General features: G+C 45.6%; 21 protein-coding genes and 1 riboswitch. Of the genes, 14 read left to right on the top strand and 7 right to left on the bottom strand.

Features of this window, described 5'->3' with window-relative positions; all coding sequences use genetic code 11:
• Nucleotides 1-132: 132 nt before the first annotated feature.
• Nucleotides 133-540 carry an STAS/SEC14 domain-containing protein gene (locus AAE02nite_RS00985; protein ID WP_146894566.1) on the top strand — a complete coding sequence of 136 codons (408 nt, stop codon included), beginning with the start codon at nt 133-135 and terminating at the stop codon, nt 538-540.
• A gap of 96 nt (nt 541-636) precedes the next feature.
• Here the strand turns inward: AAE02nite_RS00985 and AAE02nite_RS00990 are convergent, their stop codons facing one another.
• On the bottom strand, nt 637-1,719 hold the full coding sequence (locus AAE02nite_RS00990; protein WP_146894567.1) for a YncE family protein: 1,083 nt from the start codon (nt 1,717-1,719) through the stop codon (nt 637-639).
• 33 nt (nt 1,720-1,752) lie between these two features.
• Nucleotides 1,753-3,660: a TonB-dependent receptor plug domain-containing protein gene (locus AAE02nite_RS00995; RefSeq protein ID WP_146894568.1), complete on the bottom strand. Its 1,908-nt coding sequence runs from the start codon at nt 3,658-3,660 to the stop codon at nt 1,753-1,755.
• A 112-nt stretch (nt 3,661-3,772) separates the two neighbouring features.
• Nucleotides 3,773-3,977: riboswitch (cobalamin riboswitch) on the bottom strand.
• Nucleotides 3,978-4,235: 258 nt separating this feature from the next.
• Between AAE02nite_RS00995 and AAE02nite_RS01000 the strand changes: the two genes are divergently transcribed.
• The 3 genes from AAE02nite_RS01000 (at nt 4,236) to AAE02nite_RS01010 (ending at nt 9,258) form a co-directional block, all read left to right on the top strand.
• A complete protein-coding gene (locus tag AAE02nite_RS01000; RefSeq protein WP_146894569.1) occupies nt 4,236-5,384 on the top strand; it encodes an SGNH/GDSL hydrolase family protein in 1,149 nt (382 codons plus the stop codon).
• 115 nt (nt 5,385-5,499) lie between these two features.
• Nucleotides 5,500-7,644 carry a methylmalonyl-CoA mutase gene (gene scpA, locus AAE02nite_RS01005; RefSeq protein ID WP_174761894.1) on the top strand — a complete coding sequence of 715 codons (2,145 nt, stop codon included), beginning with the start codon at nt 5,500-5,502 and terminating at the stop codon, nt 7,642-7,644.
• A 273-nt stretch (nt 7,645-7,917) separates the two neighbouring features.
• Complete coding sequence (locus AAE02nite_RS01010) at nt 7,918-9,258, top strand: DUF3472 domain-containing protein (RefSeq protein WP_246150707.1); 1,341 nt, start codon at nt 7,918-7,920, stop codon at nt 9,256-9,258.
• A 207-nt stretch (nt 9,259-9,465) separates the two neighbouring features.
• On the opposite strand, the gene AAE02nite_RS01015 is transcribed toward AAE02nite_RS01010, so the two are convergent.
• Nucleotides 9,466-10,056, bottom strand: a complete 591-nt coding sequence (locus AAE02nite_RS01015; protein WP_146894571.1) for a hypothetical protein — start codon at nt 10,054-10,056, stop codon at nt 9,466-9,468.
• Between the two features lie 479 nt (nt 10,057-10,535).
• On the opposite strand from AAE02nite_RS01015, the gene AAE02nite_RS01020 reads away from it, so the two are divergent.
• The 4 genes from AAE02nite_RS01020 to AAE02nite_RS01035 all read left to right on the top strand — a co-directional run bounded on the left by AAE02nite_RS01020 (nt 10,536) and on the right by AAE02nite_RS01035 (nt 14,791).
• Complete coding sequence (locus AAE02nite_RS01020; protein ID WP_146894572.1) at nt 10,536-11,240, top strand: helix-turn-helix transcriptional regulator; 705 nt, start codon at nt 10,536-10,538, stop codon at nt 11,238-11,240.
• A gap of 85 nt (nt 11,241-11,325) precedes the next feature.
• Nucleotides 11,326-12,039 (top strand): hypothetical protein, encoded by a 714-nt coding sequence (locus tag AAE02nite_RS01025; protein WP_146894573.1) that lies wholly within the window; start codon nt 11,326-11,328, stop codon nt 12,037-12,039.
• A gap of 422 nt (nt 12,040-12,461) precedes the next feature.
• On the top strand, nt 12,462-13,895 hold the full coding sequence (locus tag AAE02nite_RS01030) for a TlpA family protein disulfide reductase (RefSeq protein WP_146894574.1): 1,434 nt from the start codon (nt 12,462-12,464) through the stop codon (nt 13,893-13,895).
• Between the two features lie 185 nt (nt 13,896-14,080).
• Nucleotides 14,081-14,791, top strand: coding sequence for a pirin family protein (locus AAE02nite_RS01035; RefSeq protein WP_146894575.1), 711 nt, complete (start codon nt 14,081-14,083; stop codon nt 14,789-14,791).
• 57 nt (nt 14,792-14,848) lie between these two features.
• Here AAE02nite_RS01035 and AAE02nite_RS01040 read toward each other — a convergent pair whose 3' ends face one another.
• Nucleotides 14,849-15,130 carry a hypothetical protein gene (locus AAE02nite_RS01040; protein WP_146894576.1) on the bottom strand — a complete coding sequence of 94 codons (282 nt, stop codon included), beginning with the start codon at nt 15,128-15,130 and terminating at the stop codon, nt 14,849-14,851.
• A 225-nt stretch (nt 15,131-15,355) separates the two neighbouring features.
• Between AAE02nite_RS01040 and AAE02nite_RS01045 the strand changes: the two genes are divergently transcribed.
• From AAE02nite_RS01045 to AAE02nite_RS01060, 4 genes are all read left to right on the top strand, one after another.
• Nucleotides 15,356-15,631, top strand: a complete 276-nt coding sequence (locus AAE02nite_RS01045; RefSeq protein ID WP_146894577.1) for a DUF2798 domain-containing protein — start codon at nt 15,356-15,358, stop codon at nt 15,629-15,631.
• 36 nt (nt 15,632-15,667) lie between these two features.
• Nucleotides 15,668-16,243, top strand: a complete 576-nt coding sequence (locus tag AAE02nite_RS01050) for an AraC family transcriptional regulator (RefSeq protein WP_246150708.1) — start codon at nt 15,668-15,670, stop codon at nt 16,241-16,243.
• 386 nt (nt 16,244-16,629) lie between these two features.
• Nucleotides 16,630-17,163 carry a hypothetical protein gene (locus tag AAE02nite_RS01055; RefSeq protein WP_146894578.1) on the top strand — a complete coding sequence of 178 codons (534 nt, stop codon included), beginning with the start codon at nt 16,630-16,632 and terminating at the stop codon, nt 17,161-17,163.
• A gap of 354 nt (nt 17,164-17,517) precedes the next feature.
• On the top strand, nt 17,518-18,291 hold the full coding sequence (locus AAE02nite_RS01060; RefSeq protein WP_146894579.1) for a hypothetical protein: 774 nt from the start codon (nt 17,518-17,520) through the stop codon (nt 18,289-18,291).
• A gap of 120 nt (nt 18,292-18,411) precedes the next feature.
• Here the strand turns inward: AAE02nite_RS01060 and AAE02nite_RS01065 are convergent, their stop codons facing one another.
• The 3 genes from AAE02nite_RS01065 to AAE02nite_RS01075 all read right to left on the bottom strand — a co-directional run bounded on the left by AAE02nite_RS01065 (nt 18,412) and on the right by AAE02nite_RS01075 (nt 21,023).
• Nucleotides 18,412-18,813, bottom strand: a complete 402-nt coding sequence (locus AAE02nite_RS01065) for a hypothetical protein (RefSeq protein ID WP_146894580.1) — start codon at nt 18,811-18,813, stop codon at nt 18,412-18,414.
• A gap of 214 nt (nt 18,814-19,027) precedes the next feature.
• Nucleotides 19,028-20,272 (bottom strand): sulfite oxidase, encoded by a 1,245-nt coding sequence (locus AAE02nite_RS01070; protein ID WP_146894581.1) that lies wholly within the window; start codon nt 20,270-20,272, stop codon nt 19,028-19,030.
• A 283-nt stretch (nt 20,273-20,555) separates the two neighbouring features.
• Nucleotides 20,556-21,023 (bottom strand): hypothetical protein, encoded by a 468-nt coding sequence (locus AAE02nite_RS01075; RefSeq protein ID WP_146894582.1) that lies wholly within the window; start codon nt 21,021-21,023, stop codon nt 20,556-20,558.
• A gap of 220 nt (nt 21,024-21,243) precedes the next feature.
• On the opposite strand from AAE02nite_RS01075, the gene AAE02nite_RS01080 reads away from it, so the two are divergent.
• Both AAE02nite_RS01080 and AAE02nite_RS01085 read left to right on the top strand, forming a co-directional pair.
• Entirely contained in the window at nt 21,244-22,566 is a 1,323-nt protein-coding gene (locus AAE02nite_RS01080) for a M16 family metallopeptidase (RefSeq protein ID WP_146894583.1), read from the top strand.
• A 17-nt stretch (nt 22,567-22,583) separates the two neighbouring features.
• Nucleotides 22,584-24,650: an insulinase family protein gene (locus AAE02nite_RS01085; protein WP_146894584.1), complete on the top strand. Its 2,067-nt coding sequence runs from the start codon at nt 22,584-22,586 to the stop codon at nt 24,648-24,650.
• Nucleotides 24,651-24,723 lie beyond the last annotated feature (73 nt).

Consider the following 24,723-nt stretch of genomic DNA (forward strand, 5'->3'; position numbering starts at 1 on the left):
GGTTAAAGTCTAATTTCTTATATTGTAGTTGCAATAAAAGCGATAATTGCCTATATTTATTTATACTACAGCAAGTACCAGCGTAGTTGAAAGCCTTTTCCCGATTGGTAGTTCTAATCTAATTTTTACCAAATGAAAACCGAATTACTGAATGCCATGGGTATTGTTTTCTTTTCTACAGAATACGACCTGCGCCATGATTGGGTATATAACTACTGGAAGGGCTACCAGACTTTTGATAATGTAGTATCCGGTGCCCAGGCTTGCCTTACCAACTTGCGGGAGCACCACTGCAGCCGCATCTTAAACGATAACAGCCAGGTTTCCGGCCCCTGGGACCACGCCAATACCTGGATTAAGAAAGAATGGATGCCCCAGGCCATTGGTGCCGGGCTTAAATATTTTGCCCACGTAGTTACGCCCAACACCCTGGCCGAGATGTCGGCGAGGGATATGCACCGGAACGCGGTGGGTATTTTTGAGATGCGGGTTTTCGGCGATCTGCGGGATGCCAGAACCTGGCTAAGTGAGACTAAATAAGTTTAATAAAACAAAAGCCACCTTGGGGTGGCTTTTGTACACACACAAACAAACAACTAAAAGAAGTCCGGCACCTCCACTTAAGAAGCGTATATTTTACCGGAATAAAAAAGAATTTGGCCCGATGCCCACCTGAAAGGAATCCTGCGCCGCACCACCCGGGCTGTAGCGGATAACTTTGCCGTTAGCGGTAAAAAAGCCCGCATCGGCGCCATAAATCATATCGGTTGCCGGGTCTACACCTAAGCCATAGAAATTACGGTTAATCAGGGCAGTGGCCGGTAAAGCGGTAGCCGCAATATCGAACTGGTATATTTTGCCGGCATAGCGGTAATATAATTTGTTTTTAGCGCCGTTTATTTTTAATTGCCCCGGCGAATCTTTGCGCGAGGCAAAAGGCAATGTTAGTTCTACCGCGTTATTGGCAGGGTTCAGCCGGATGAGATTGCCAACGGTGCTTTTGTTTTCATCGACCGTGAAATCCGGTTTATAGCTTTTTTTGCCGCCGGCTAAAACCCAAATTTTATCTTTCGCGTCCAGTACCAGGCTGTTCGGGGCCTCGGCTAAAGTAATAGTGGTTTCTACTGCATCCGTAGCGGCATTTATAACCGAGATGGTATTATCGCTGGTATTTGCTACGTAAACTTTATTTTTAAAAGAAAGTAAATTCTCTGGCATGGTGCCTACTTCAATGGTTTTAATAACGGTGTTCGTGCTTAAATCAATTACAGAAACCCGGCCTTTAATGCCGTAATTAATCCATTCGGTTACATATCCTTTATTATTAGCTACAGCAAAATAGCGGGGCATGGCTAAGCCCGAAATACTTCCTAAACTCTCAAAAGTATTTATATCTGCAACTTCTACTTTATTGCTGTTATTTACCACTATATAAGCGCGGTCGTTATGGGCACTGATGGACTGCGCTACATCGCCGAGCGGACGGCTATTTACCGGGCTAAATATATCCGGCAGTACAGTTTTCGTATCACGGTCGTAGAAACTAACGGTGCTATTGCCTTTCTGGAAATTACCTTCGTTCAGAATAAAAACGCCTTTTTCGTAGGCGCCTTTGGGAATGGCCGGCCCGGAATCAGGATCGCAAGCGGTAAAGCAGAGGGCAGCTGCTGCCAGTACCGAATTCAGGAAAAAGCGTTTAACGGGTTGTGTTTTTTTCATAATAGTTTTGTAAGCGAATAAAATAATAAGAGGTTAATTAAACTTAAAGCGCAGGCTAAGGCCGTAGTGGCGTTGCGGCATGGCGTAATATTCCATGGTTTGGTACACCTGGTTAGTCGCATTATTTACTTTGCCTATAATTTGAATTTGGTAGCGCTGAAGCACAAAGGTTTTCCCAACCATCAGGTTAAGCAAAGCAAAAGAAGGCAGCCAACGGTCGTTTTCGGCGGTAGTGTAGCGGTAGCCGGTAAAGTTTAGATTGGCCGAGCCCAGCCAGCTTTTGTAATAAATATTGCCGAAGCCGGTAGCGGTATGTTTAGGCACGTAAATCAGTTGCCGGTTAAGCGGTTCGCCGGAAGCTTGGTAGCTTCTCCTCTGCTCGGTATGGGTATAAGCATACGTGCCGCCTGCGGTTAATTTTAAACTATTCCGTCCGTAAGAGGCTTCGGTGCTGAGTTCCAGGCCCCGGCTGGTAACTTTCTTTAGGTTTTGCGGTTGCCATTGCCCGGTTAAGTTGGGCACCCACTGAATCCAGTTATCTACATCGAGGTGGTAAAGCGTAGCTTCGGTACTGAGCTGGAATTGTCCTGCTTTTAGCTGGTGTTTTAGTCCGCCTTCGTAGCTCCAACTGGCTTCCGGAATTAAATGGGTGTTGCCGGTGGGCCAGAACCGGTCGTTGAGCGTAGGCACCCGGTAGCCCCGGCTAATGTTTCCTTTTAAGATTAAACTGCCCGCCGGTTTATCAATTACATAATAATTGATGCCAACGGTAGGCGCCAGCGGTGGATTAAAGCCCTTAATAAAGCTTTGCCGAATATTGGTGCTAAGCTGAAGCCGGGAAAAAATATTGTAACGCAGCCAGCCAAAAGCAGCAGCTCGCTTTTCCGAAACGGCTCTGCCGTAACCCGATACATCCGCCGCAAAATATTGCGCCTCCGCCCCTACCTTCATACTAAGCTTTTCTTTTAGCATAACATCGTGTTCGGCCTGGGTTTGGTAGGTTTTTACTTCCGTTAAAGAGTTGTTATTAACGTCCTGGTAATGCATAAAATCATTAAAAAAAGCTGCCTTAACTGCAGTATTGCCCAGTTTGGATTGATGCTGCCAGGCCGTCATCAGGCGCAGGTTTTCGTTTTGCAGGCGGGCCTGGGTGTTGGCCGCTACCATGTTGGGCTGGCTCTCGTTATCGCTGAAGGTATACCAGCCGTGGAAAGCTAACGTGTTGCGGGGGTTTATTTTCAGGGTGGCATCCTGGGTTATACCACGGCCCAGTAAAGCAGCATTTTCCTGTTTTTCGGTGGGGTGGCCGAACTTAGTAGAATTCCGGAACGGGAAATCATTACGGGATTGTTGCTGATAAACTGTTGTTTGCAGCTTCAATTTGGCGTTTCCGTAGCTTCCTCCCAAGCTGGAATAATTGTAACCAAACGACCCAAAATCCTGCTGCGCGAGTAGTTGTAATCCGTTGGGTTGGTTTTCGGCAGCAGTTAATAAAACGGCCCCGCCAATTGCTCCCGTACCGTAAACTGCCCCGGCCGAACCGTGCTGGACCGTAGCCTGGTTAAAACCATTAACCGGAATATTGGAGAAATCGGTCTGGCCCAAAGTAGGGGAATTGATGTTAAAGCCATGCCACAAAACGGCGGTCTGGCTGGCCGAGGTGCCCCGGAAAGCCGCCGTTGCCAACATGCTTTGTCCATAACTTTTAAGGTAAATGGGGGTCCGAAATTGTAGTGCCTCCGCCAGGGTACTGCTATTTTGCAGTTGCAAAAAGGTACTATCGAGGGTGGTAACCCGGCTACCGGCCGCGTAGCGGGTTATGGGCCGGCCAAAAACCTGAACTTCCCGTAAATCTTTTCCGCTTAACGAATCTGTCTGCGCCCGGGCAGCCGGGAGGCCTAACCAGCAAAGCAGAAAATAAAAGTAAACCCAGCGCGCCATTAATTTTTGCTAAACAATAGTTTAAATCAAAAGCAATGGGTATAGCGTAGCTGTGTTAACCAGAAAAAGAAATATCCTGCAGAAACATTCGCCGCTTTTTACCCGAAAGCTTGAACAAAAAAAACAGATGGCAGGTCTCCTGGCTTTCTTCGGTTAGTCTGGCCTTCCCATTCTGGTTACAGAACAGTGGCAAAAGGAGTTAACTAACTTTTAAAGAAGATTACAGTTGCGGGAACAGCCCAGGTATTTCACCTGATTCCCTTTTAAGATTAACCCGGCGCGGAGCCGGACCAATCACCAATCTGGGCGCAAAGATAGGGCACAAAAATTATAGTACCAATTAATTTAAATCTGTGGTAAAGGCGCCGGTATTAATCAGGAAATCCGGGTTATACGTTTTAACGCCTTTTTCCCCGCAAATTATTCTCTAAACGGCCCCATTGGGGCATTCTGTAATTGCTGGCCCGGTTAATTAAATATGAAGGTTTCTGTAAATTAATAAAGCCGGGATGGGCTTAATAGTTAAATTGCCCCTAAAAAATAAAATGGCAGTACCCGCTTTAAGCTGAATAAAAATGAACAGGCATCTTTTAACTATTGGGAAATACCTCCTGGTGTTGTTTTTATTTACCATCACTTCCGCCAGTACCCCAAAAACTACCCAATTAAAAAAAGTAGTTGCAGCGGCTGATGAACAAACCGACTGGCATAATTTGCGGCGCTTAAAAATAAACGGCCAGGGCTGGAAAGACCTGGAACATCCGTACGACCGGCTACCCGGCCGGATTAAAAGCGAGATTCCGGGTGCAGTTTGGAATTTAAGTCATAATTCAGCTGGGTTAAACGTCCGGTTTACTTCTAATACCCAGCGCATCCGTGTAAAGTGGTACCTCCGGTACGATAATAACCTCAGCCACATGGCAGCCACGGCCGTAAAAGGCGTGGATTTGTACGTAAAAGGACCGAAAGGCTGGGCCTGGGCGGGCGTGGGCAAACCGGCTAACAAGGCTAATGAAAAGATAAAGATAAACGATGAGTTGCTGGTTTCGAATATGACAGCCGGCGCCAAAGACTTTTTATTATACCTGCCGCTGTACGATGGCGTTGATTCGGTTTTTATAGGCGTAGATAAAGGCGCAACCTTTGCACCGGTACCGGAAGAAAATTTAAAGAAAATTGTTTTTTACGGCACCTCCATTACGCAGGGTGCTTGCGCTACCCGGGCCGGTATGGCTTACCCGGCCATTCTGGGCCGCACCTTAAACCGCGAAACCATTAACCTGGGATTCTCCGGCAACGGCAAGCTCGATTTGCCACTGGCCCGGTTACTGGCCGAAGTGGATGCCGGCTTATACGTGCTGGATTGCCTGCCCAATTTACAACCCGAAGATGTAACTCCGAAGACCGAAGCCTTTGTGAAGGAACTCCGGAACCGGAAACCGGGCACGCCTATTCTACTGGTAGAAAATATTCTTTACGACCACGCCTGGATAGATACCCGGGTGGGCAAGCTGGTGAAAGATAAAAATATTAATTTACAGGTAGCTTACAAAAACCTGAAAGCGGCCGGCATAAAAGACTTGTATTATCTCGAAAATAAAAACCTGACCGGCCCCGATGGCGAAAATACCGTAGATGGCGTACATTTAACTGATTTGGGTTTTAGCCGGCTGGCCGATGGAATGGCGAAAGCGATTTCAAAAATTCAAAAAAAGTACAAATAATGGCAGTTACACCAGCATTAGAAGGATTGAAAGTGAGCGGCAAAGTTGTGAGCGGTGTAGTTTTGAAACACGCCTTGTTCTAGTTTTTAATTTCTAATTCATAATTAAATTTAAAGTGAAACTCGACTTTTCGAAGATAGATTTTAAAGAATTAACCGCGGGTGTAAATCCGCCCGGAGCGGCCATAAAACCCCAAACGTGGCAAACGCACGAGCAAATTCCGTTGCAGAACTTTTATACAGCAGCCGATACAGCTCATTTTGAGCACCTGGGTTTTGCGGCCGGTCTGCCGCCGTATCTGCGCGGGCCGTACAGCACCATGTACGTTAAAAATCCCTGGACCATCCGGCAATACGCCGGCTTTAGCACCGCCGAAGAAAGCAACGCCTTTTACCGCCGCAACTTAGCCGGCGGCCAGAAAGGCTTATCCGTCGCCTTTGATTTAGCTACCCACCGGGGCTACGACTCCGACCACCCCCGTGTAGTTGGCGATGTGGGCAAAGCCGGCGTAGCGATTGATTCTATCCTGGACATGAAAATATTATTTGACCAGATTCCGCTGGATCAGATGAGTGTTTCCATGACCATGAACGGCGCCGTTTTGCCCATTCTGGCGTTTTATATTGTAGCGGCCGAAGAACAAGGAGTTCCGCAGGAGAAACTCAGTGGCACCATCCAGAACGATATATTAAAAGAGTTTATGGTGCGTAATACTTATATCTATCCGCCCGGACCCAGTATGCGCATTATTTCGGATATTTTCGCTTACACTTCCCAGCACATGCCCAAATTTAACTCCATTAGTATTAGCGGGTACCACATGCAGGAAGCGGGCGCCACCGCTGACCAGGAACTGGCCTATACGCTGGCTGATGGTTTGGAATACGTGCGCACCGGTTTAAAGGCCGGTTTGGATATTGATGCGTTTGCCCCGCGGCTTTCGTTTTTCTGGGCCATTGGCATGAATCATTTTATGGAAATTGCGAAAATGCGCGCCGCCCGGATGTTGTGGGCCAAACTTATCAAGCAATTTAACCCGCAGAACGAAAAATCGCTGATGTTGCGCACACATTGCCAAACCTCCGGCTGGAGCTTAACCGAACAAGACCCGTTTAACAACGTGGCCCGTACCACCGTGGAAGCCCTGGCCGCTGCTTTGGGTGGCACCCAAAGTTTGCACACCAATGCCCTCGACGAAGCCATTGCCCTGCCCACCGATTTTTCGGCTCGCATAGCCCGTAACACCCAGCTGTATTTGCAGCACGAAACCCACATTACCAAAACCGTAGACCCCTGGGGCGGCTCGTACTACGTGGAGGCCCTCACCCACGAACTGGCCCACAAAGCCTGGGCATTGATACAGGAAGTGGAAGAACTCGGTGGCATGGCCCAAGCCATTGAAACCGGTTTACCTAAGATGCGCATCGAGGAAGCTGCCGCTCGTCGCCAGGCCCGCATCGATTCGGGTAAAGACGTAATTGTGGGGGTAAATAAATTTCGGTCGGATGCACTGGATGATTTCCTGATTGAAATATTGGATATTGATAACACTGCCGTCCGCGAAGCCCAGTTGCAACGCCTTAAGCATCTAAAAGAAAACCGGAACCAGACCGAAGTAGAGGCTGCTTTAAATAACCTAACCGAAGCCGCCCGCAGCAACAGCAGTAATTTATTGGCCTTAACCATCCAGGCGGCCCGTAAACGTGCTACCTTAGGCGAAATATCCACCGCTTTAGAAAAAATATACGGGAGACACCGAGCCGTGACCAGAGCCATATCCGGCGTATATTCAGCCGAACTATCCGACGACGAAAACTTTAAGAAAGCCCAGGCATTAGCCGATAAATTTGCCGATCTGGAAGGCCGCCGGCCCCGCATTATGGTAGCCAAAATGGGCCAGGACGGCCACGACCGCGGCGCCAAAGTAATCTCCACTTCCTTCGCCGATTTAGGTTTCGACGTAGACATTGGACCCTTATTCCAGACGCCGGAAGAAGTAGCCATGCAAGCCGCCGAAAACGATGTGCACGTAGTTGGCATCAGCAGCCTGGCTGCCGGCCATAAAACCTTGGTGCCGCAATTAATAGCCGAACTAAAAAAGCTGGACCGGGAAGATATATTAGTGATTGTAGGCGGCGTAATTCCGGCGCAGGATTACGGGTTTTTAAAAGAGGCCGGCGTAGCTGGAATATTTGGTCCGGGTACGGTAATTAGCGTGGCGGCGCAGGAAATTTTAGAGCGGTTGCTAAAGGAAGAATAAATGCTATTAAGGAAGTTGTAAGAGATAAGTTGTAAGGGCGTAAAGCTGTTTCGTATTTTTGTTTTGAACAGAATTTATCGCCAATGGTGGTATTTCCACTGCCAATTCCAGTACTTCTGACATCTACTGACTGGTGAAAACACGAAACCAGGGCAACGGTTCCTCTCATTTCATAAAAGGCTCAACAGGTCCATTATTATCGCAATGTAGAAGATTAAATAAAGTTGATTTCATTCCCGTAATTACCGCTAAAACACACTTAAATCCGTCCTTGTGAGAAGACTAATATTTCAGTTCCTGATCACCGTTATTATTCTAAATATTCACTGTCAGCAAAATTGTTTAGCCCAGTCAAACGCCAAAACGCCAGTGGCACCTGCTTCAGCCTCGGAAGTTCCCTTGGGCGGCAATGCCTGGAAATCGGGTGCCGGTAAGGCCGGTGGCCGGATAGAAAAAACCGGTATTACGCAGTGGACAGATTCCGAAAATACTTTTACCGCTTACGTACGGGTAGACAAACCGGGCAACCTGAAACTATGGCTGCACCTGCAGGTACCCACCGGCAAAAGCCGCCTCCGGATTACTTTACGCGGTAAATCCCGCGAAATAGATATTACCGGCAGTTCCTGGCAGGATTATTACGTAGGCGAATGGCAAGTAAAGGCTCCTGGTTACCTGGCTATTCAATTAACCGGTTTAACTAAAACCGGCGACCAATTTGCCGAAGTGGCCAGCTTAAAAATTGCCGGCGAAGCGGTAGATGAAAATACTGCTTTCGTAAAAAACAACGAAGGCAACTTTTTTTACTGGGGTCGCCGGGGGCCGTCGGTCCACCTGAACTACCCGGTGCCGGAGAATACCACCGCCGAATGGTTTTATAATGAAATTACCGTACCACCGGGCGCCGACGTAATGGGTTCTTATTTTATGGCCAATGGTTTTGCCGAGGGCTATTTCGGTATCCAGGTAAATTCGCCCACCGAGCGGCGCATTCTGTTTTCGGTCTGGAGCCCTTTCCAAACCGATGACCCGACTAAAATTCCGGAGGACCAGAAAATTAAGCTACTGGGCAAGGGTGCCGGGGTGTATACCGGCGAGTTTGGCAACGAAGGTTCCGGCGGACAGAGTTATTTAAAGTTTAACTGGAGAGCCGGCACTACTTATAAATTTCTGCTGCACGGGCAACCCACCGCAAACAATTACACCACCTATACCGCATATTTTTATAATCCTGAAACTGTAAATTGGATGTTAATAGCCAGCTTCAGCCGGCCCCAGACAAATACTTATTTAAAGCGCCTCCACTCGTTCTTAGAAAACTTTATCCCCGAAACCGGCAATATTTCCCGGCAGGTGTATTTTGGTAACCAGTGGCTACGCACCCCGCAGGGCCAGTGGCTGGAGCTGGCTGAAGCCCGCCTAACCGGCGATAATACCGCCAATAAACGCTACCGCCTCGATTACGCCGGCGGCTTATTTAAGACCACGTTCTATCTGAAAAACTGTGGCTTTTTCAACGACTTTACGCCTCTGAAAACTACGTACAAAAGAACATTAGCCAATACGCCGCCCCAGGTTGATCTGGCAAAACTTCCCGGAGCTGCCAGCCGGTAAAAAGGACGAAAATATTTTTTCATGATCCGGATAAGCAAGAATTAACTTTATTAGAAAACTTAGTTCAGGCATTTACAATTTGTTATAAAAACTATCCTGCCTTTTGCATAGGTATTTTAATAAAGAATACAGAATATGTACAAAATAAAAGCCAGCTGTTTTATCGGATGGCTTCGTGCTTAAATATAGAATTGTAGATTAAAATTATTACCGTAAATAATAAGCTACCAGCTCACCATTTTCTATTTTACCGGCATACCCGTGCGGGGCGCCGTATTGGTACAGATTACCATTAATCTTAAACACTACTTTAAAGTTAAATTCCTGGTACCGCGGGTCGGTAGGCAGTTCTTCCAGTTTAGTTACTTCCAGAAAATTCACGGGTTGATCGCCGCCTACCGTACTGTAGGTTTGCCCATTCCTGCGAAAAACTACATGAAAGCCGGCAAAATTACCCTCACCAGATTTAGCACCAACAGCAAATAATTCTTTAGATCGCTCGGATGTTAAAGGACTGGCTATGATTTTGGAATTTACGACTAATTGCAGGTCACCGGCGGTCTGACTAGGCGTTTCTAAACCAATCTCGGCAAAAGATTCGCCGCCGCCCTGCCACAAACCCGAACGTGCTTGAAAATTATCTTTACCCGAAGCATAAACAGTCGGTTCGCCGAATATCTTTCCGTTGAAGGTATTAACAAAAACGGTTGGTTCCGGGGTAACATCATCTGATTGGTCGCATCCGGAAAACAAACAAACCGCAAATAGTAACAGGGAGGTGAATAAAGTTAGTTTCATAGTTTTATTTTGAGTTCAGTAAAAAAACGGAGGCAAATTATATGCCATATATCTTATATTATCTTAAACTCACCACTACCATTATCACAATTAATTGATAAACAGTGTTAAATTTTTTATAAATAAAATTACATTCATCAGTTGTTAAATGCTCTGGGAGGTTAAAACAATCATCTCTTTAAATATTATCTCAGAAACGGGCTTTAATTAAATTCTAAATAAAATGAGGACTGCCTGGAACTGTTTAGAAGCTTAAAGGGCGAAACCAGAATCAGGTCCGGTACAATTGGATTCTTAGTGGCAAACTGCCCAAATTAGTTAAACAAAGACCTTCTTATTCCGGTCTAAAATTAACCTTTTGGTTATCAAGCAGTATCAGCCAGGCCATATTATTTCTTTAAAAATCATAATTGTTAAATACATTTTTATTCTAAATTACAGAATTAATAAAGCTTAATCCGGGTTCCAGCAGTACAAGCATGAGTTTAACCGATTCTGAACAGCATCCTATTTCAACGCCACTAGAACAAAGAATACAAAACAAAATTGACGCAATAGCTTCGGTAGCCAATGACTTGCCCGGCGTCATCATTATTCATGATATCCGCAATTTGTCAGTGGTTTATATGTCGCCGCGCGGAACCCAAGAGTTGGGCGTGACCTTAGAAGAGCTTATCGAAATGGGACCGGATTACCACAAAAATTTCTTCAACCCCGAAGAATCGGAGATGTATGTGCCCCAGATGATTGGTTTACTCGAACGAAACAACAATCACGAAAGTCTGGCTTTATTTCAGCAGGTAAGAGGCCGGAATCAGCAAAACTGGACCTGGCATGCCTCCACTACGAAAATATTAATGTGGGACGATGCCGGAAAACCGCTGTTATTAATAAGCATAGCCATCCCCATTGATACAAAACACCATATTTCGGCAAAAGTGGGGAGGTTACTGGAAGAGAATAATTTTCTGAGAAAGCATTTTCACCAATTTTCGCAACTCTCTAACAGAGAAAAGCAGATATTAAAACTGCTGGCGATGGGGAAAAGTGCTACGGAAATTGCGAATGAATTATTTATTGCCACAGCTACTGCCGAAACGCACCGACGGAACATCCGGCAAAAATTAAATGCCGAGTCGGCCTATGAGCTTTCGCAGTATGCGCGGGCCTTTAACTTAATTTAAAATAGCGGTAAATATTAAGTTACTGGCATGATGCTTGAATTTATAAAATCAGGTGAGACTGTTAAATCCGCACCTGCCAACGCTCATGAAAAAGTTTTTTATTGCAGCCGGGTTACTGCTTGGTGTAACCCTGACCTTACCTGCCGCCGCCCAGTTATCGGTTATAAATATTAGCAGCCAGCCCGTTTGGGGCCCGGTCGGATATGATTACGTAGAATATTATTACTTGCCGGATATTGATATTTATTACCATGTCCCGACGCAGCAATATGTATACTTTGTAAACCGGCATTGGGTGTACTCCCGCGTTTTGCCACCGCATTTGCGTTATTACGATTTTTACCGGGGCTACAAAGTAGTTATGAATGAACCGCGCCCCTACCAATACCACGACCGTTATAGGAGAGACTACGGACATTACCGCGGCAGAATGGGCCAGCCCGTAATCCGCGATAGCCGCGATGCCCGTTACTTTGGCAATTTAGGCCACCCGCAATACAACCAGCCCCGCTACGCTACCCGGGACCAAGACTACCGGCGCGACCAATACCGTAACCGGCCCGAGCCGTATTACCGCCGGCAAAAGGACCGGATAGACAACAGGCCACGGGATGAACGCTATGATTCTGATAACCGGTTCCGGAACGACTCCGATAATCGTTACCGCAACGACCCTAATAACCGCTTCCGCGATAATGATAACCGGTTCCGCGATAATGATAACCGGTTCCGGAACAAACAACGTGATCAGAGGCAGGAGGGTAATCGCAATAGCCGGAGCCGGCATTGGGAAAGATAATAAAGATTCGTTTTAACGCGCCTTCGTTATAAAAGCCAGGTGGTTTGCCTGGTTTTTCTTTACCCTGCTTAAATAGTCTAATAGCTTTTATATCAACTCTCATAAGAGCTATACCATATAAAACATAAACCGCTTTTTGCCTCCATCTCCTGGGTCTGTGCCCTGACCTAGAGTATATACACAAATCAAGAGGAATGAGCGAGGATGTGGAGCGAGCGTTTTTTTATGGCAGGCAGTAAATCCATTTGGTACTAGTAACTAAAAGATGCTTCCTATTTTGCCGCCGCTATTTTTAGCAGCCTTACCTTGTAAACAATATAGCCCGATATTTATGGAATAATAAACCCAGCGCATCTATCAGGTACCCGGTTAGCCTTAGTATCCGGAGTTTGAAGCCAGTCTTCCTTTCCAAATCAGATGCCATGTTAAAAATATATTTTCTGCTATTGTTATTGCTGCTGGCTGGTTGCAGTAAGCAAAATAAGAAGTTGGGACTACCCAATACCATTACTATAGTTACCGAACGTTCAACGCACCATCCGGCATCTGTATCTTTTCAAAATGAGTTCGGCGATTACGAGCATTTATCTTTTAATAGCGACAGTATTAGCGGCCAATATTTACCTTTAAATATCAAGAGCCGGCATCCTGGCTTGCTTCAGGTTTCGCACGGCTCCCAAGTTCCGGCTTACCTGGTTACCGGCGATACTTTGCGGCTTATCCCTCCTATTCGGTATATTTCCAATTATGCTTACCAGGGTAAACGGCCCGGAGAAATAAATTTTTACCAGCTGCTGGACCAGAAATCGCTGGGCATGAACGCGGGCGATCTGATGGGAGTACACCGGGATGAAGAAGTCTTCCATCCCCGGGTTAAAATGCTCAATTATTTGGTTAATCAACGGCGGGCGCTTCTGCAACGGGTAAAAGATTCACTGGCGTTAAGTCCGGAGTTCGATAGGTTTATACAGAACGAAATAACTGCTCATTACTTAATAAGTTTATTAGCGCCCTTTTACCGCCAGCCTTATAAACCGCAACCACTCCGCCCAACTTACCTCGATACACTCGCCCATTTCTATTCTTCCGGATTTTTCAACCAGCACCATCTGGTTTTTTCTTCGCCGGGTTACCGCCGCAGCGTTATTTTTTATACCCGCTTTTTAAGCCGGGCCTCGCTGCAAACCCCAGCCGCCATGGAAACTTTATACCGAACCGCTCACGAAAAGTTCTCCGGGCAAACCCGCCAATATGCCTTGTTCTCGCTATTAAAAGAACACCTGCCGCAAAATCCAAACGTGGCGCCTTTCCTGGAACTGGGCAAAAAAGATATCACCTATAAACCTTATCGCCGCTACCTCGATAGTTTGGCTACCCGACCAAAAATATTAACCAATAACCCCCAACTGTTAAATAATGCGCTTACTACTTTAAAAGGCGAGAAAATTACCTGGCAGGAATTATTGGCCCGTAACCGGGGCAAGGTAATGTACGTGAATTTCTGGGCCAGTTGGTTCGACCTCAGTTTAGACCAATTAGTTCTTTCGCAACAACTGCAAGCCCGTTTAAAAGAGAGCGAAGTGGTTTTTGTTTACCTGTCGGTCGACCGGCCCAAAGATAAAGTCCAGTGGCAGCAAACCATTCGGGCGCGCGGGTTAACGCAATCCAACAACCAGCATTATCTTATAAACGATCAGTCGCCTTTAGCTACGTTTATTACCGGAAAAAAAGATGGCTTCCCTTTGTTAAATTATCTGCTCATTAGCAAAACCGGTCAGGTTGCCGCCATTAAGGCCAGGCCTCCCGGCGATCCGGAACTCCAAAACGATATCACGACCCTACTGCATAAAGAATAGTCTCAACCTCCTGTTATTATCTTATCACCAAAAGCGTTCCGGCATAAAACTTAGTATGGTAATCTGCCGTTGGCAAGGTTGCTTTTCTATGCCCCGGAAAAATTAAATTCAGTCTTATATTAATATTTATATAAACCCCTGCCTACCAAACCGCCGTTAGAGGAATCATTTAAACGTTACTATTTATGAAAACTACTCTCATCCGGGCGCACGAACGCGGACTGAAAGACCTGGGCTGGTTGCAAAGCAACTTGTCGTTTAGTTTTTCGGGTTACCAAAACCCGGTACGGCAGGGCTTTGGCTTGCTTAAAGTTTTTAACGACGATTTTGTAAAACCCGGCCATGGTTTTGGCCTGCACGCCCACCTGAACATGGAAATAATTTCTATTATGCTGCAGGGCCAGATGAACCACAAAGATAACCTAGGCTACACCGAAGTAGTAGAAAAAGACTGGGTACAGATAATGAGTGCCGGCAGTGGGCTGCGCCACGAAGAGCACAATGTAGGCGCAGAAGAAGTAAATTTTCTGCAAATCTGGATAGAACCGAAACTCCAGAATATCATGCCCCGTTACCAGCGCCGGCAGTTTCCGGAAGCCAAGCGCCTAAATCAATTGGTAACCATTGTAAGCAACGAAGAAGGTCAGGCCCACTGCTGGATAAACCAAAACGCCCGCTTAAGTTTAGGTTATTTTGAGGCAGGCCAAAAAGTAACGTATGCTTTAAACCCGCTTAACCGCTGCGTATTTATTTTTAACATTAGCGGCCAGCTAAACATCTCCGACGAAACCCTGCACCAGCGCGATGCGATGGGGCTCTGGGAAACCGATATCTTTACCATTACCATAAACGAAGAAAGTCGTTTTTTGCTCGTAGACGTGCCCATTAACCATTAAAAAAGCCACCGTGGCAGGTGGCTTTAAGATTTGAATATTTTTTAGAGAACTGTACGCTTATTGTTTCGGTTTATCTACCATGCCGTCATTATCGCTGTCGCGGGCGCCTTTATCAGCATCGGTTTTTTCGTAGGCATCATCCAGCGTTTCCATATTCGAGGAGTCGGTGCTGGTGGGCTGATGGCCCGAAACGTTATGTTCGTTCGGGTTTTTATCTTTCGCGTCGCTTTCTTCCACATTGGTTTCGCCGGAATCAGTACCGGTGCTGCAAGCGCCTACACCGCAGCCCAACACCAGCGCAAAAGCCATTATCTGTATTTTCTTTAATAAAATTTTCATAGTTTATAGGTTAGTTAATTTACTCTAAAATAACTGTACCGCATTTAGTCCGGAAAAGATGCTGTTATCTTATAAAAGTTAATTCCGTAGTTTACGCAAGGATTTATGCTTTAGTTAATGCTAACCCGTTATAGCAAACCCAACCAGCAGAAAATCGCTTACTGAATTTTATTATCTATTTTTGCGCCGGCAACCAGCAACGGTATACGCAGCAAAGAAAAACACATGGCTAAAAGCAAAAAACCTGTGGGCAAAAGACCTACTACCCGGAAACCGGCAAAAAAAAGTTTTGACCGCCGCGGCCTTTTACGCCAATTGCTGATTATTTTTTTGCTGAGTTTTTTTATTTCTACTGCGCTGATTATTTATTTATTTGGCATGACCGACAATTTTTTCTCCCGGCTGTTCTGGTGCATCCTGGTTATATTTTTATTTATAGCTATTATGGTGCTGGGCATTATACCCGTTATCAACTACTTCGGCAACAAGTGGCTAAAATGAGTATCTTTGTAAAATATTTAATCCTACTGCTCGGCTGTGGAAAACGCTCAACTGCATATTAAAAACATGGTTTGCCCGCGTTGTATCAGTACCGTTACGCGGGTACTGACCGAGGCCGGTTTGCCGGTTGCAGAAGTTACGTTGGGCGAAGCGAAGCTGGCGGCACCCGATGTTAACCTCGATTTTGATGCTTTGAACCAGGCCTTGCAGCAGGAAGGCTTCGAACTGATTTACGACCGGGAAAAGCAACTTTCCGAGAAAATAAAAAACCTGCTCATCCATTATCTCGAACATTTCCAGACGCACTACGAACCCGTTACGACCTCGGTATTTCTTTCGGAAAAATTAAACCTGCCTTATCAGCAGTTAAGCAAGGTTTTTTCGCGGCAGGAAGGTACCACCATCGAAAAATATTTTATCCGCCTGAAAATTGAGAAAGTAAAAGAGCTACTCAGCTATAATCAGCTTACTCTGAGCGAAATCGCGTATCAGCTAAAATACAGCAGTGTACAGCACCTGTCTAACCAGTTCAAAAAAGTAACGGGGCTGTCGGTGAGCGATTATAAAAGCGGCGCAGCGGCTACCCGCACTTCGCTCGATTCTTTAATTTAGAAAAAATTCCGGTTAATAGAAGCCGGCAATAGCACCGGCCAGGCGCAATCCCAAACTGCTGCCAAAATTATTTATTTAAACTCACTTGGGTTTGAAAAAAGGTGCAACGAGGAAGGCTGTTATTTTTCCGGGAACCGGTTCTGAAAGTAACAGGAGCTCTCTTAAAATTTAAAATCCCGCCTTTATTCTAAAAAAGAGAAAGCATTTTACCCTTTTTACTTAAGATTAACATTCCCACATTCAATTTATTACAGCAAAAAATATTCGCAAATATTTTGGCTTAAATTTTGCAACAACTTAGATACTTCCTATTTTACACCAAAGATACCCCGTTCAGTATTTCAAAATTTACGTAAAAAGGTTTATATGATAAAACAGCTACCCGCATGATTACTTTTAGATTAAATAAAATATGGCTCTTATCTGCTTTCCTTCTACTGGGGGTAGCCGCCTTGGCCCAGGACACAAAGCCTAGCCATGCATCAGGGCCTGCGCATGCGCACAAATCCAACCACGGCGGTGTTGTAAAATCGGCCGGCGATTACCACATAGAATTAGTAACCAAATCCAACCAGTACTTAATTTATTTACTCGATGCCGGCGAACACCCCATTAGTCTGAAAGGGGTAACGGGTTTAGCCATACTACGCGACGGCGACCGGACGGTACATACCCAAACGCTTACGCCCACTTTTAATACCCATTTTGTTTTACACACCAATGGCACAGCTCACAGCGCGGTTATTGTTAATTTTATGGTAAACAACCAGAATATTACCGCTAAATTTGAGAAAACCGGTTCGAGCGCCATGATCTTTTTCTGCCCGCAGAAATGCACAGGCAGCGACAGCAATATTGCTGGCATCTGCCCCAAGTGCGGTACAGCCCTCGCAGATCGACGATTGTTGGCAAAGGAATAATTTTGCCTTTAAATTATTTATTGTTTATCTAATTCAGGAAACGTATACCAAATACTTTACTCCTTCTCTTCATAAATTTGCCTGGGTTATGGAGTCCTTTATATAGATGTTCGCCTTTTTTAGCGCCGATTATTTCAGCAGCATCTGTAGTACCTTAGTTTAGTCCGGCTTAACCCTGGCTCGGGAGTGTCTATCGCGTATTAGCTGCTGACATTGGGGAAGCAGCCGCATTAAGCTATTTTCTTTGTTATAGCATTGGTTAAAAGTAAGCAACACTATATATAATAGAGAGGGCAACTCTTTATTCATGTTCTTCTGGGTGTATTAGCTGCTTAACCATTAACCGTAAGAACTATGAGAATTATTTTCGTCTTAGTCCTGATTATATCATTCGCTCATAATTCAAAATCCCAAACATTGGATTTTTCGACTTGGAAGCAAGATTCTTTACCAACCGGTAAAAGGTTAAGTTATGCTAACTTATCATCAAATAACTGGATTTTCGTTAAAAAGGGAAACAAGGTAATAATAGAAGAAAATAACTTTAAAAGTGATAAAGGAGATGAATTACCATTTACCAAGGAATTTATCGCCAAAAACTTAGAAGAGATTGAAGGCAACCGTTTTGTTAAGGAGGTTGAAAAAGGTTTCTTAATAGGGCTGAATCATGGAGAATTTGGTGGTGGTCTTTTATTCGTTTCGAATGATGGACTTACCTCTTATAAAATTGGCGAGTTTTTAAGAATTAAAGATATTTTTGAATGGAACTCAAGAATTTACGCAATAGAAGGACTTGCACATTTGGGTTCTTCAAATGGGCAAATCATTGAAATCTTTAAAGAGAATGGGAGTTGGAAGTATAAGACACTATCAAAACTGATTGAAGCACCAGCTTTAATTGCAAAAGCGAACAATCAACAGATAATAATAACGAGTCAGTATATTCTACGATTAACAGCTAATCTAGAAATTGAAGAAATATTAAAAGCACCTTTTTACTGGGGAGTACTATACCCCTCCTCAATCCATATCGAGAATAAGACGCTTTACCTCGCCATGAGACAAGGGGTGTTAGAAATTGAAAATTTTGAAACAACCCCAAAATACAGGTGGTACATAAAAAAATAGCTATAGAAAACACAACGTATACCAGGCCCTTCCATTACTGCGGGTTGGCATATAAGTGGCGCTAAAAATATCCATTATCTTCCGGCACAAACAATCCCAGTATATTATTACCCGCTCCTGCTACAATTTATACCATTCTATATTCTTCAGCGGTGGCCGGCGGCCTTCGTCTTTGGGGGCATAATTTTTAGCCAGGTAATCCAGAATTTCGGGTTCGGCTTTTCCCAGTTCCCACAAACCTTGGTTCTGCTGCATCCACCGGATGGTAGCCAGCCAGCCGTCGCGGGTAGCCCTTTTATCGGTAATGAGCTTCGGCGAATGGCACCGGACACAATTGGTTTTTACCAGCGCATAACCCGGCGCTTTTTTCAGGCCGGTTTCCTTATCTATTGAATCAGCCAGCAAAGTGGTTGGGGGTACAAATTTCTTTATTTTAATGGCTGCCTGGCGCGATAAACTCATATGCGCATATAAAACCAGAGCGCATAAAAAAATGAGCCCCACTACTGACCTCGCCCTCATCCTGGATATTTTATTATTTAAATTCACTTTCCGATACTATAGCATATATTTTACAAGTATTTTCTAATGCAGAGAAGGCTTCTATAGGTATTCCGGATGAAAGCGAAACGGTAAGTTACCTAGCTGCTGCTGGCTGTTTAGTGTTCGCTCCACCCAAAATAATCCGGATAACCGAAAAGTAATTTGAACTTTTCAACCCAAAACCTTTAACCAACTATACTACCTCCACCGCAATCCGGTGGCAGGCATTATTCAGGTAGCCGCCGGGATTCCAGGCCGGTACCAGCATGGGCTGCATCACGCCTTCGCTGTCGGTGGCGCGGGCCCACACTTCAAAATAACCTTTCTGCGGGAGTTTAACCTGGGTGGTCCATTGCTGCCAGCAGTTGCGGTTACGCGGGCCTTTTATACTACACTTCTGCCAGGTAGCCCCAAAATTGTACGAGATATGCATTTCCTTTATTTTCCGGTCACCGGCCCAGGCATGGCCCCGCAGTTCCAGCATTTTACCTTCCGGCAGTTGTGCCCCGGTTTTAGGATAGGTAATGAGCGATTTTACCGGCATGGCTTCTATAATGCGCATGTTCTCGTTAGTGGCCGTAATTTTAGCGCCCGGCGCAATCGTATTTTTGGGCAGCCGGTAATCCGCGCCGTTCATTTTGGCGCCGTCGTGTATTTTATTCCGGATAGAAATGCGGGTGAGCCACTTGCCGCTGGTAGAAGCCGGCCAGCCGCCAAAAATCAGGCGCAATGGATAACCGTGTACCACCGGAATATCCTGCCCGTTCATGGCCCAGGCAACTAAGGCTTCTTCTTCCAAAGCCTTGCGCATGGGCACCCCTCTGGAAATAGGCACTTCGTCTTTGCCGCTCAGGTGCTTATCCCGACCATAGTAACCAATATATACAGCATCTTTTTTTATACCGGCCGCTTCCAGCACATCGCGCAGGCGCACCCCAGTCCACTCGCAGCAGCCCACGCCACCGGTGGTCCATTGGTTGCCGTGGCCGGGCGGGTTATACTCGGCGCGGCCGTTGCCGGCGCATTCGTGCACCAACTGGTAGGTGTGGTGTTTAAACTTCTTTTTCAGATCGTCGAGGGTAAACACCGTTTGCTTTTCCACGGATTCGCCATCAATCGTCAACGTCCAGGTTTTCGCATCAATATTTTCGGGTATTAGGCCGTTGTTCCGGACAAAAAGCTTATTAGCGGGTGTTATGGCATCGTCGAGTAAGTGCGGTGGCGTTTCTATATTCCAGGGCTTATCGCTCAACACTACCAGGTCCGGATGCTTCTCCTTTAAACTGAAACCATCGCCAAGCGTTAACTTGCGGGATTCAGTATTAATGGCGACACTTCCTTTTACCAGAAAATTATTTCCCAAGGCCAGTCCCACCAGCCCCAATCCACTTTTTAATAAGAATTGCCGCCGGCTTTTCTTTACTTCATCATTTGCCATCTTGCGATAATATATTCTATTTAAATCGGTTAAACCTGCTAAATCTAATTTTTACCCGATTAAATAAGTTTAAGATAAATGGATAACTAAATTTTATTTCCAAAGAACCACACCTACTCCTAATGCCACCATAAGTACCCATTCCCGGCTAATATAAAAATTATTCTCTTTCTTCTGCAAATAGCCGTGGTTATAGATAATGTGCATTAGCGGGCCGCGTGTATGCCAAGTCCGAAGCTAAGCTAGGGTTTGGCATACATTGGGTCGGGCATTGTGCTTCTTTTTATTTTATTATTTGGTTAATATAATTTTGAGCTTCAATAAACTCTTGATAGCTCTTTTCGACCTGCTCGACATTCATTCCAATAATATTTCTATTGTCAATTGGTCTGAATGAACTTTTAAACTCTTCTAGAGCCTCATTAGGCCAATTAAACGCATTTTCTTTTAAGACTTGTGCCACTTCCTTAATGCTATAAATCCCCGATGACAATTCAGCACCTAAACCTCGCCAATCCTCAATATCCTTTGAAGCAAAGCAAATCTCCATCAATTCTTTTACCTCCTTTGGCAGGTCTGTTCTTTTAAGGATAGCGGGAGCCCGGTCTTCCTTGTATGGATAATATTCTACCCATTCAGTTGCTGAATCTTTATTATAATAAAAGTTAATCCAGCCAGTTTCATCAGTACTTACTTTAGTTAGCTTTTTCTTGTACTGCTCCTTTTCGGATGGAATAGTGATAAAATACATTTAGCTTTTTTGCATAGTGTCCAACTAATGAATAAACCAAATATTACTTACAGGCTTCCGGGTATTTTTTCCGGGCGTGCTAAATTTGGGATATCCTGTTTTAAAACGAAAACTGAATAATTATAAGTATCGCTTTTCGTTTTAAACAGAAAGAAATAAATCCTTTTAAACCTATATATTTGCCTTTTAGTCAGATTATATTATTATCCCAGAACCCCTTATGAAAAAACTCTTTATTACGCTTTTTTTACTTTGCGGCGGGTTGCTTGGCCAGGCGCAAAGCAATAAGCTAACGTTTACCGAGTACGATTTGGACAATGGCCTGCACGTAATTTTACACCAGGACAAGTCTACCCCGATTGTGGCGGTTTCGGTGATGTACCACGTGGGCTCTAAAAACGAACAGCCCGACCGCACCGGCTTTGCCCACTTTTTTGAACACCTGATGTTCTCCGGCACCGAAAATATTGCCCCCGGCCAGTTTGCGAACCTGGTGCAGCAAGCCGGCGGCGAGCATAATGCCAATACCACCCAAGACCGCACTTTTTACTACGAAGTACTACCCTCTAACCAATTAGCCCTGGGCTTGTGGCTCGAAGCCGAACGGATGCGCAGCGCCAAAATCGATAAAGCCGCCATCGACATTCAGCGCGGGGTAGTAAAGGAAGAGAAAAAGCAGCGGATCGACAACCAGCCCTACGGTACCATTCAGGAAAAAGCTTTTGCCAATGCCTTTACCGCTCACCCCTACCGCTGGGTACCCATTGGCTCCGACCAGTATATTGATCAGGCCACCCTGGAAGAATTTATTGATTTTTATAAAACCTATTATGTACCCAACAATGCGGTACTGAGTATTTCGGGCGATATTGATATTAACCAGACCCGGCAGCTCATCCAGAAATATTTTGGGCCTATTACCCGGGGCACCCGCCAGATTAATCGCCCCAATGTGCAAGAACCCCAGCAAACCGCCGAAAAGCGCGAAATTGTTTTCGATGAAGTGCAGTTGCCGGCCGTGGTGCAGGCTTATCACATACCCAAGCAAAACTCGCCGGATGCTTACGCCCTTTCGATGCTGACGGCCCTGCTGACCGGCGGCGAAAGCGCCCGCCTGACCAAAGCACTGGTAGACCAGCAGCAAATAGCCGCCTACGTGGGGGCCATCCCGATGCAACTCGAAGATCCGGGTTTGTTTCTGATGTTTGCCGTAGCCAACCTGGGCAAAGAACCCGAAGCCTTGGAACAAGCTGTTGATGCCGAAATTGAACGCGTAAAAAAAGAACCTTTAACGGAACGCGAGTTTCAGAAGCTGCGCAACCAGGTAGAAACCGGCCTGGTGCAACAATACACCACCAACCTGGGCGTGGCCGAACAACTGGCTAATTTTTATATGTTTTACAACGATACCAACCTGGTAAACACCGAGCTGCAGAAATACCTGAACGTTAAAAAAGAAGATATTACCCGGGTAGCCAACCAATATTTAACGAAAGAAAACCGCGTGGTACTGCATTATCTGCCCCGGGCTAATCAACGCTAATTTATCTCTGAATTACCATGAAGCATATATATATTACATTATTAGCCCTTGGCCTGAGTTTGCCGGCGGCTTTTGCGCAAAAACAAACCCCTCCTCCCCCGGGCCCGGCTCCTACTATTAATATCGGAGAGGCGGAATCTTTCGATTTAAAAAATGGTCTGAAAATTTATGTAGTAGAAAACCATAAAATACCAACGGTTTCAATTTCGCTTATCCTGGACAACGACCCGATTATACAAGGCGATAAAAATGGCTACGTAGATTTGACCGGTACTTTGCTGCGCACCGGCACCAAAACCCGCACCAAAGAACAACTCGACGAAGAAATAGATTTTATCGGGGCGGAGCTGGCCACCTTTGGCGGCGGCCTGAATGCGACTGCGCTGAAGAAACATTTGCCTAAATTATTTCAGTTAACCTCTGATGTATTGCTGAACCCGCAGTTTAAGCAGGAAGAGCTCGATAAACTTAAAACCCAATCGCTTTCAGCGCTGGCTTCGGCCAAAGCTAATCCCAACCAGGTAGAAAGCATGGTGCGCAATACCCTGCTGTTCGGCAAAAACCACCCGTACGGCGAAGTGCTCACCGAAAAAACCATCGAGAATATTACCCTGACGGATGTTCAGAACTATTACAATAATTATTTCCGGCCCAATGTGGGTTACCTGGCGATAGTAGGCGATGTAAATACCAAAGAGGTTAAAAAACTGGTAAAGAAATATTTTGGCCCCTGGAAAAAAGGCAATGTGCCGCAACAGAACGTACCGGCCGCCGCTCCGGTTAACGGCACCCGCGTGGCCATTGTCGATCGTCCCGGCGCGGTACAATCGGTAGTTTCTTTTTCGAATATTGCCGATTTAAAACCCGGCAGTGCCGATGCCATTCCGGCTACCGTGATGAACTCAATTTTGGGCGGACCTTACTCCCGTCTGATGAATAACCTGCGCGAGAAACGAGCCTATACCTACGGCGTTTATTCGCAGTTGAGCCCCAACGAACACACCAGTCAGTTTAATGCTTTAACAAGTGTGCGTACCGCCGTTACCGACAGCGCCGTAGCCCAGATGATACTGGAACTGTACCGGATGCGGGCCGGGGAGCCCGAAGCTACCGAACTGCAGCGCGCCCAGAGCCTGGTGTCAGGTTCGTTTGCCCGCTCGCTGGAGTCGCCGCAAACCGTGGCGTTGTTCTCTATTAATACAGCCCGCTACAAACTGCCCAAAGATTATTATGCCAACTACCTTAAAAACGTGGCAGCAGTAACCCCGGCTGCTGTGAAGCAGGTAGCCGAAAAATATATTACTCCTACCAATGCCTATATTCTGGCCGTAGGTAACGCCGATTACATCGAGCGGCGCCTGGCCCGGTTTGATGCCGATGGCGCCTTAGAATATTACGATGTAAACGGAAACAAAGTAGACCGGGCCTCTTTGGAAGTACCGGCTGGCATGACCGCTCAGAAAGTATTGGACCAATATATTACGGCTTTAGGAGGTCGGACTAACCTGGAAAAAATAAACGATGTAACCATTACCAGTACCATCAGGTCGCCGCAAGCGAGCCTCACCATGACGCAAATTCAGAAAGGTACCGATAAAATTTACCAGTCTCTGAAATACGGGAGCAACGAGGTACAACGCACGGTAATCAACGGCACCAAAGGCAAAGCCCTGAGCGCCGACCAGAACCGCAACCTGACAGCCGATGAAGTACGGGAACAAAAACTTAAATTAGCCCTCACCAGCATCCTGAACCTGGATAAATTTGGCATTAAGAAAAACCTGCTGGGCATGGAAAGAATAAACGGCCGGGCAGCTTACCGCCTGGAATTAACCATGCCCAACGGCAAACGCACCATTTATTACATCGATTCGGAAAGCGGCTTAAAGTTACGCGAAATGGAGATTGAGGAGACTAATATTGGTAACGCTACTCAAACCACCGATTACGGCGATTATCGCGAAGTAAACGGCGTAAAAATACCGCACCGCATGATACTGCATGCCGGTCAGCAGGGTGTTTTAACCGAAGTGCAAAAGGTAGAAATAAACAAAAACGTAAAAGATGATGCTTTCAAAATTTAAGAGCAACATTAATTAATATTAAACAAAAAGGGATGTGTCAGCATCCCTTTTTGTTTTAGAACCTATCAAGGAC

It is taken from the genome of Adhaeribacter aerolatus (assembly GCF_007991635.1).
GTDB classification, from domain to species: Bacteria; Bacteroidota; Bacteroidia; order Cytophagales; family Hymenobacteraceae; genus Adhaeribacter; species Adhaeribacter aerolatus.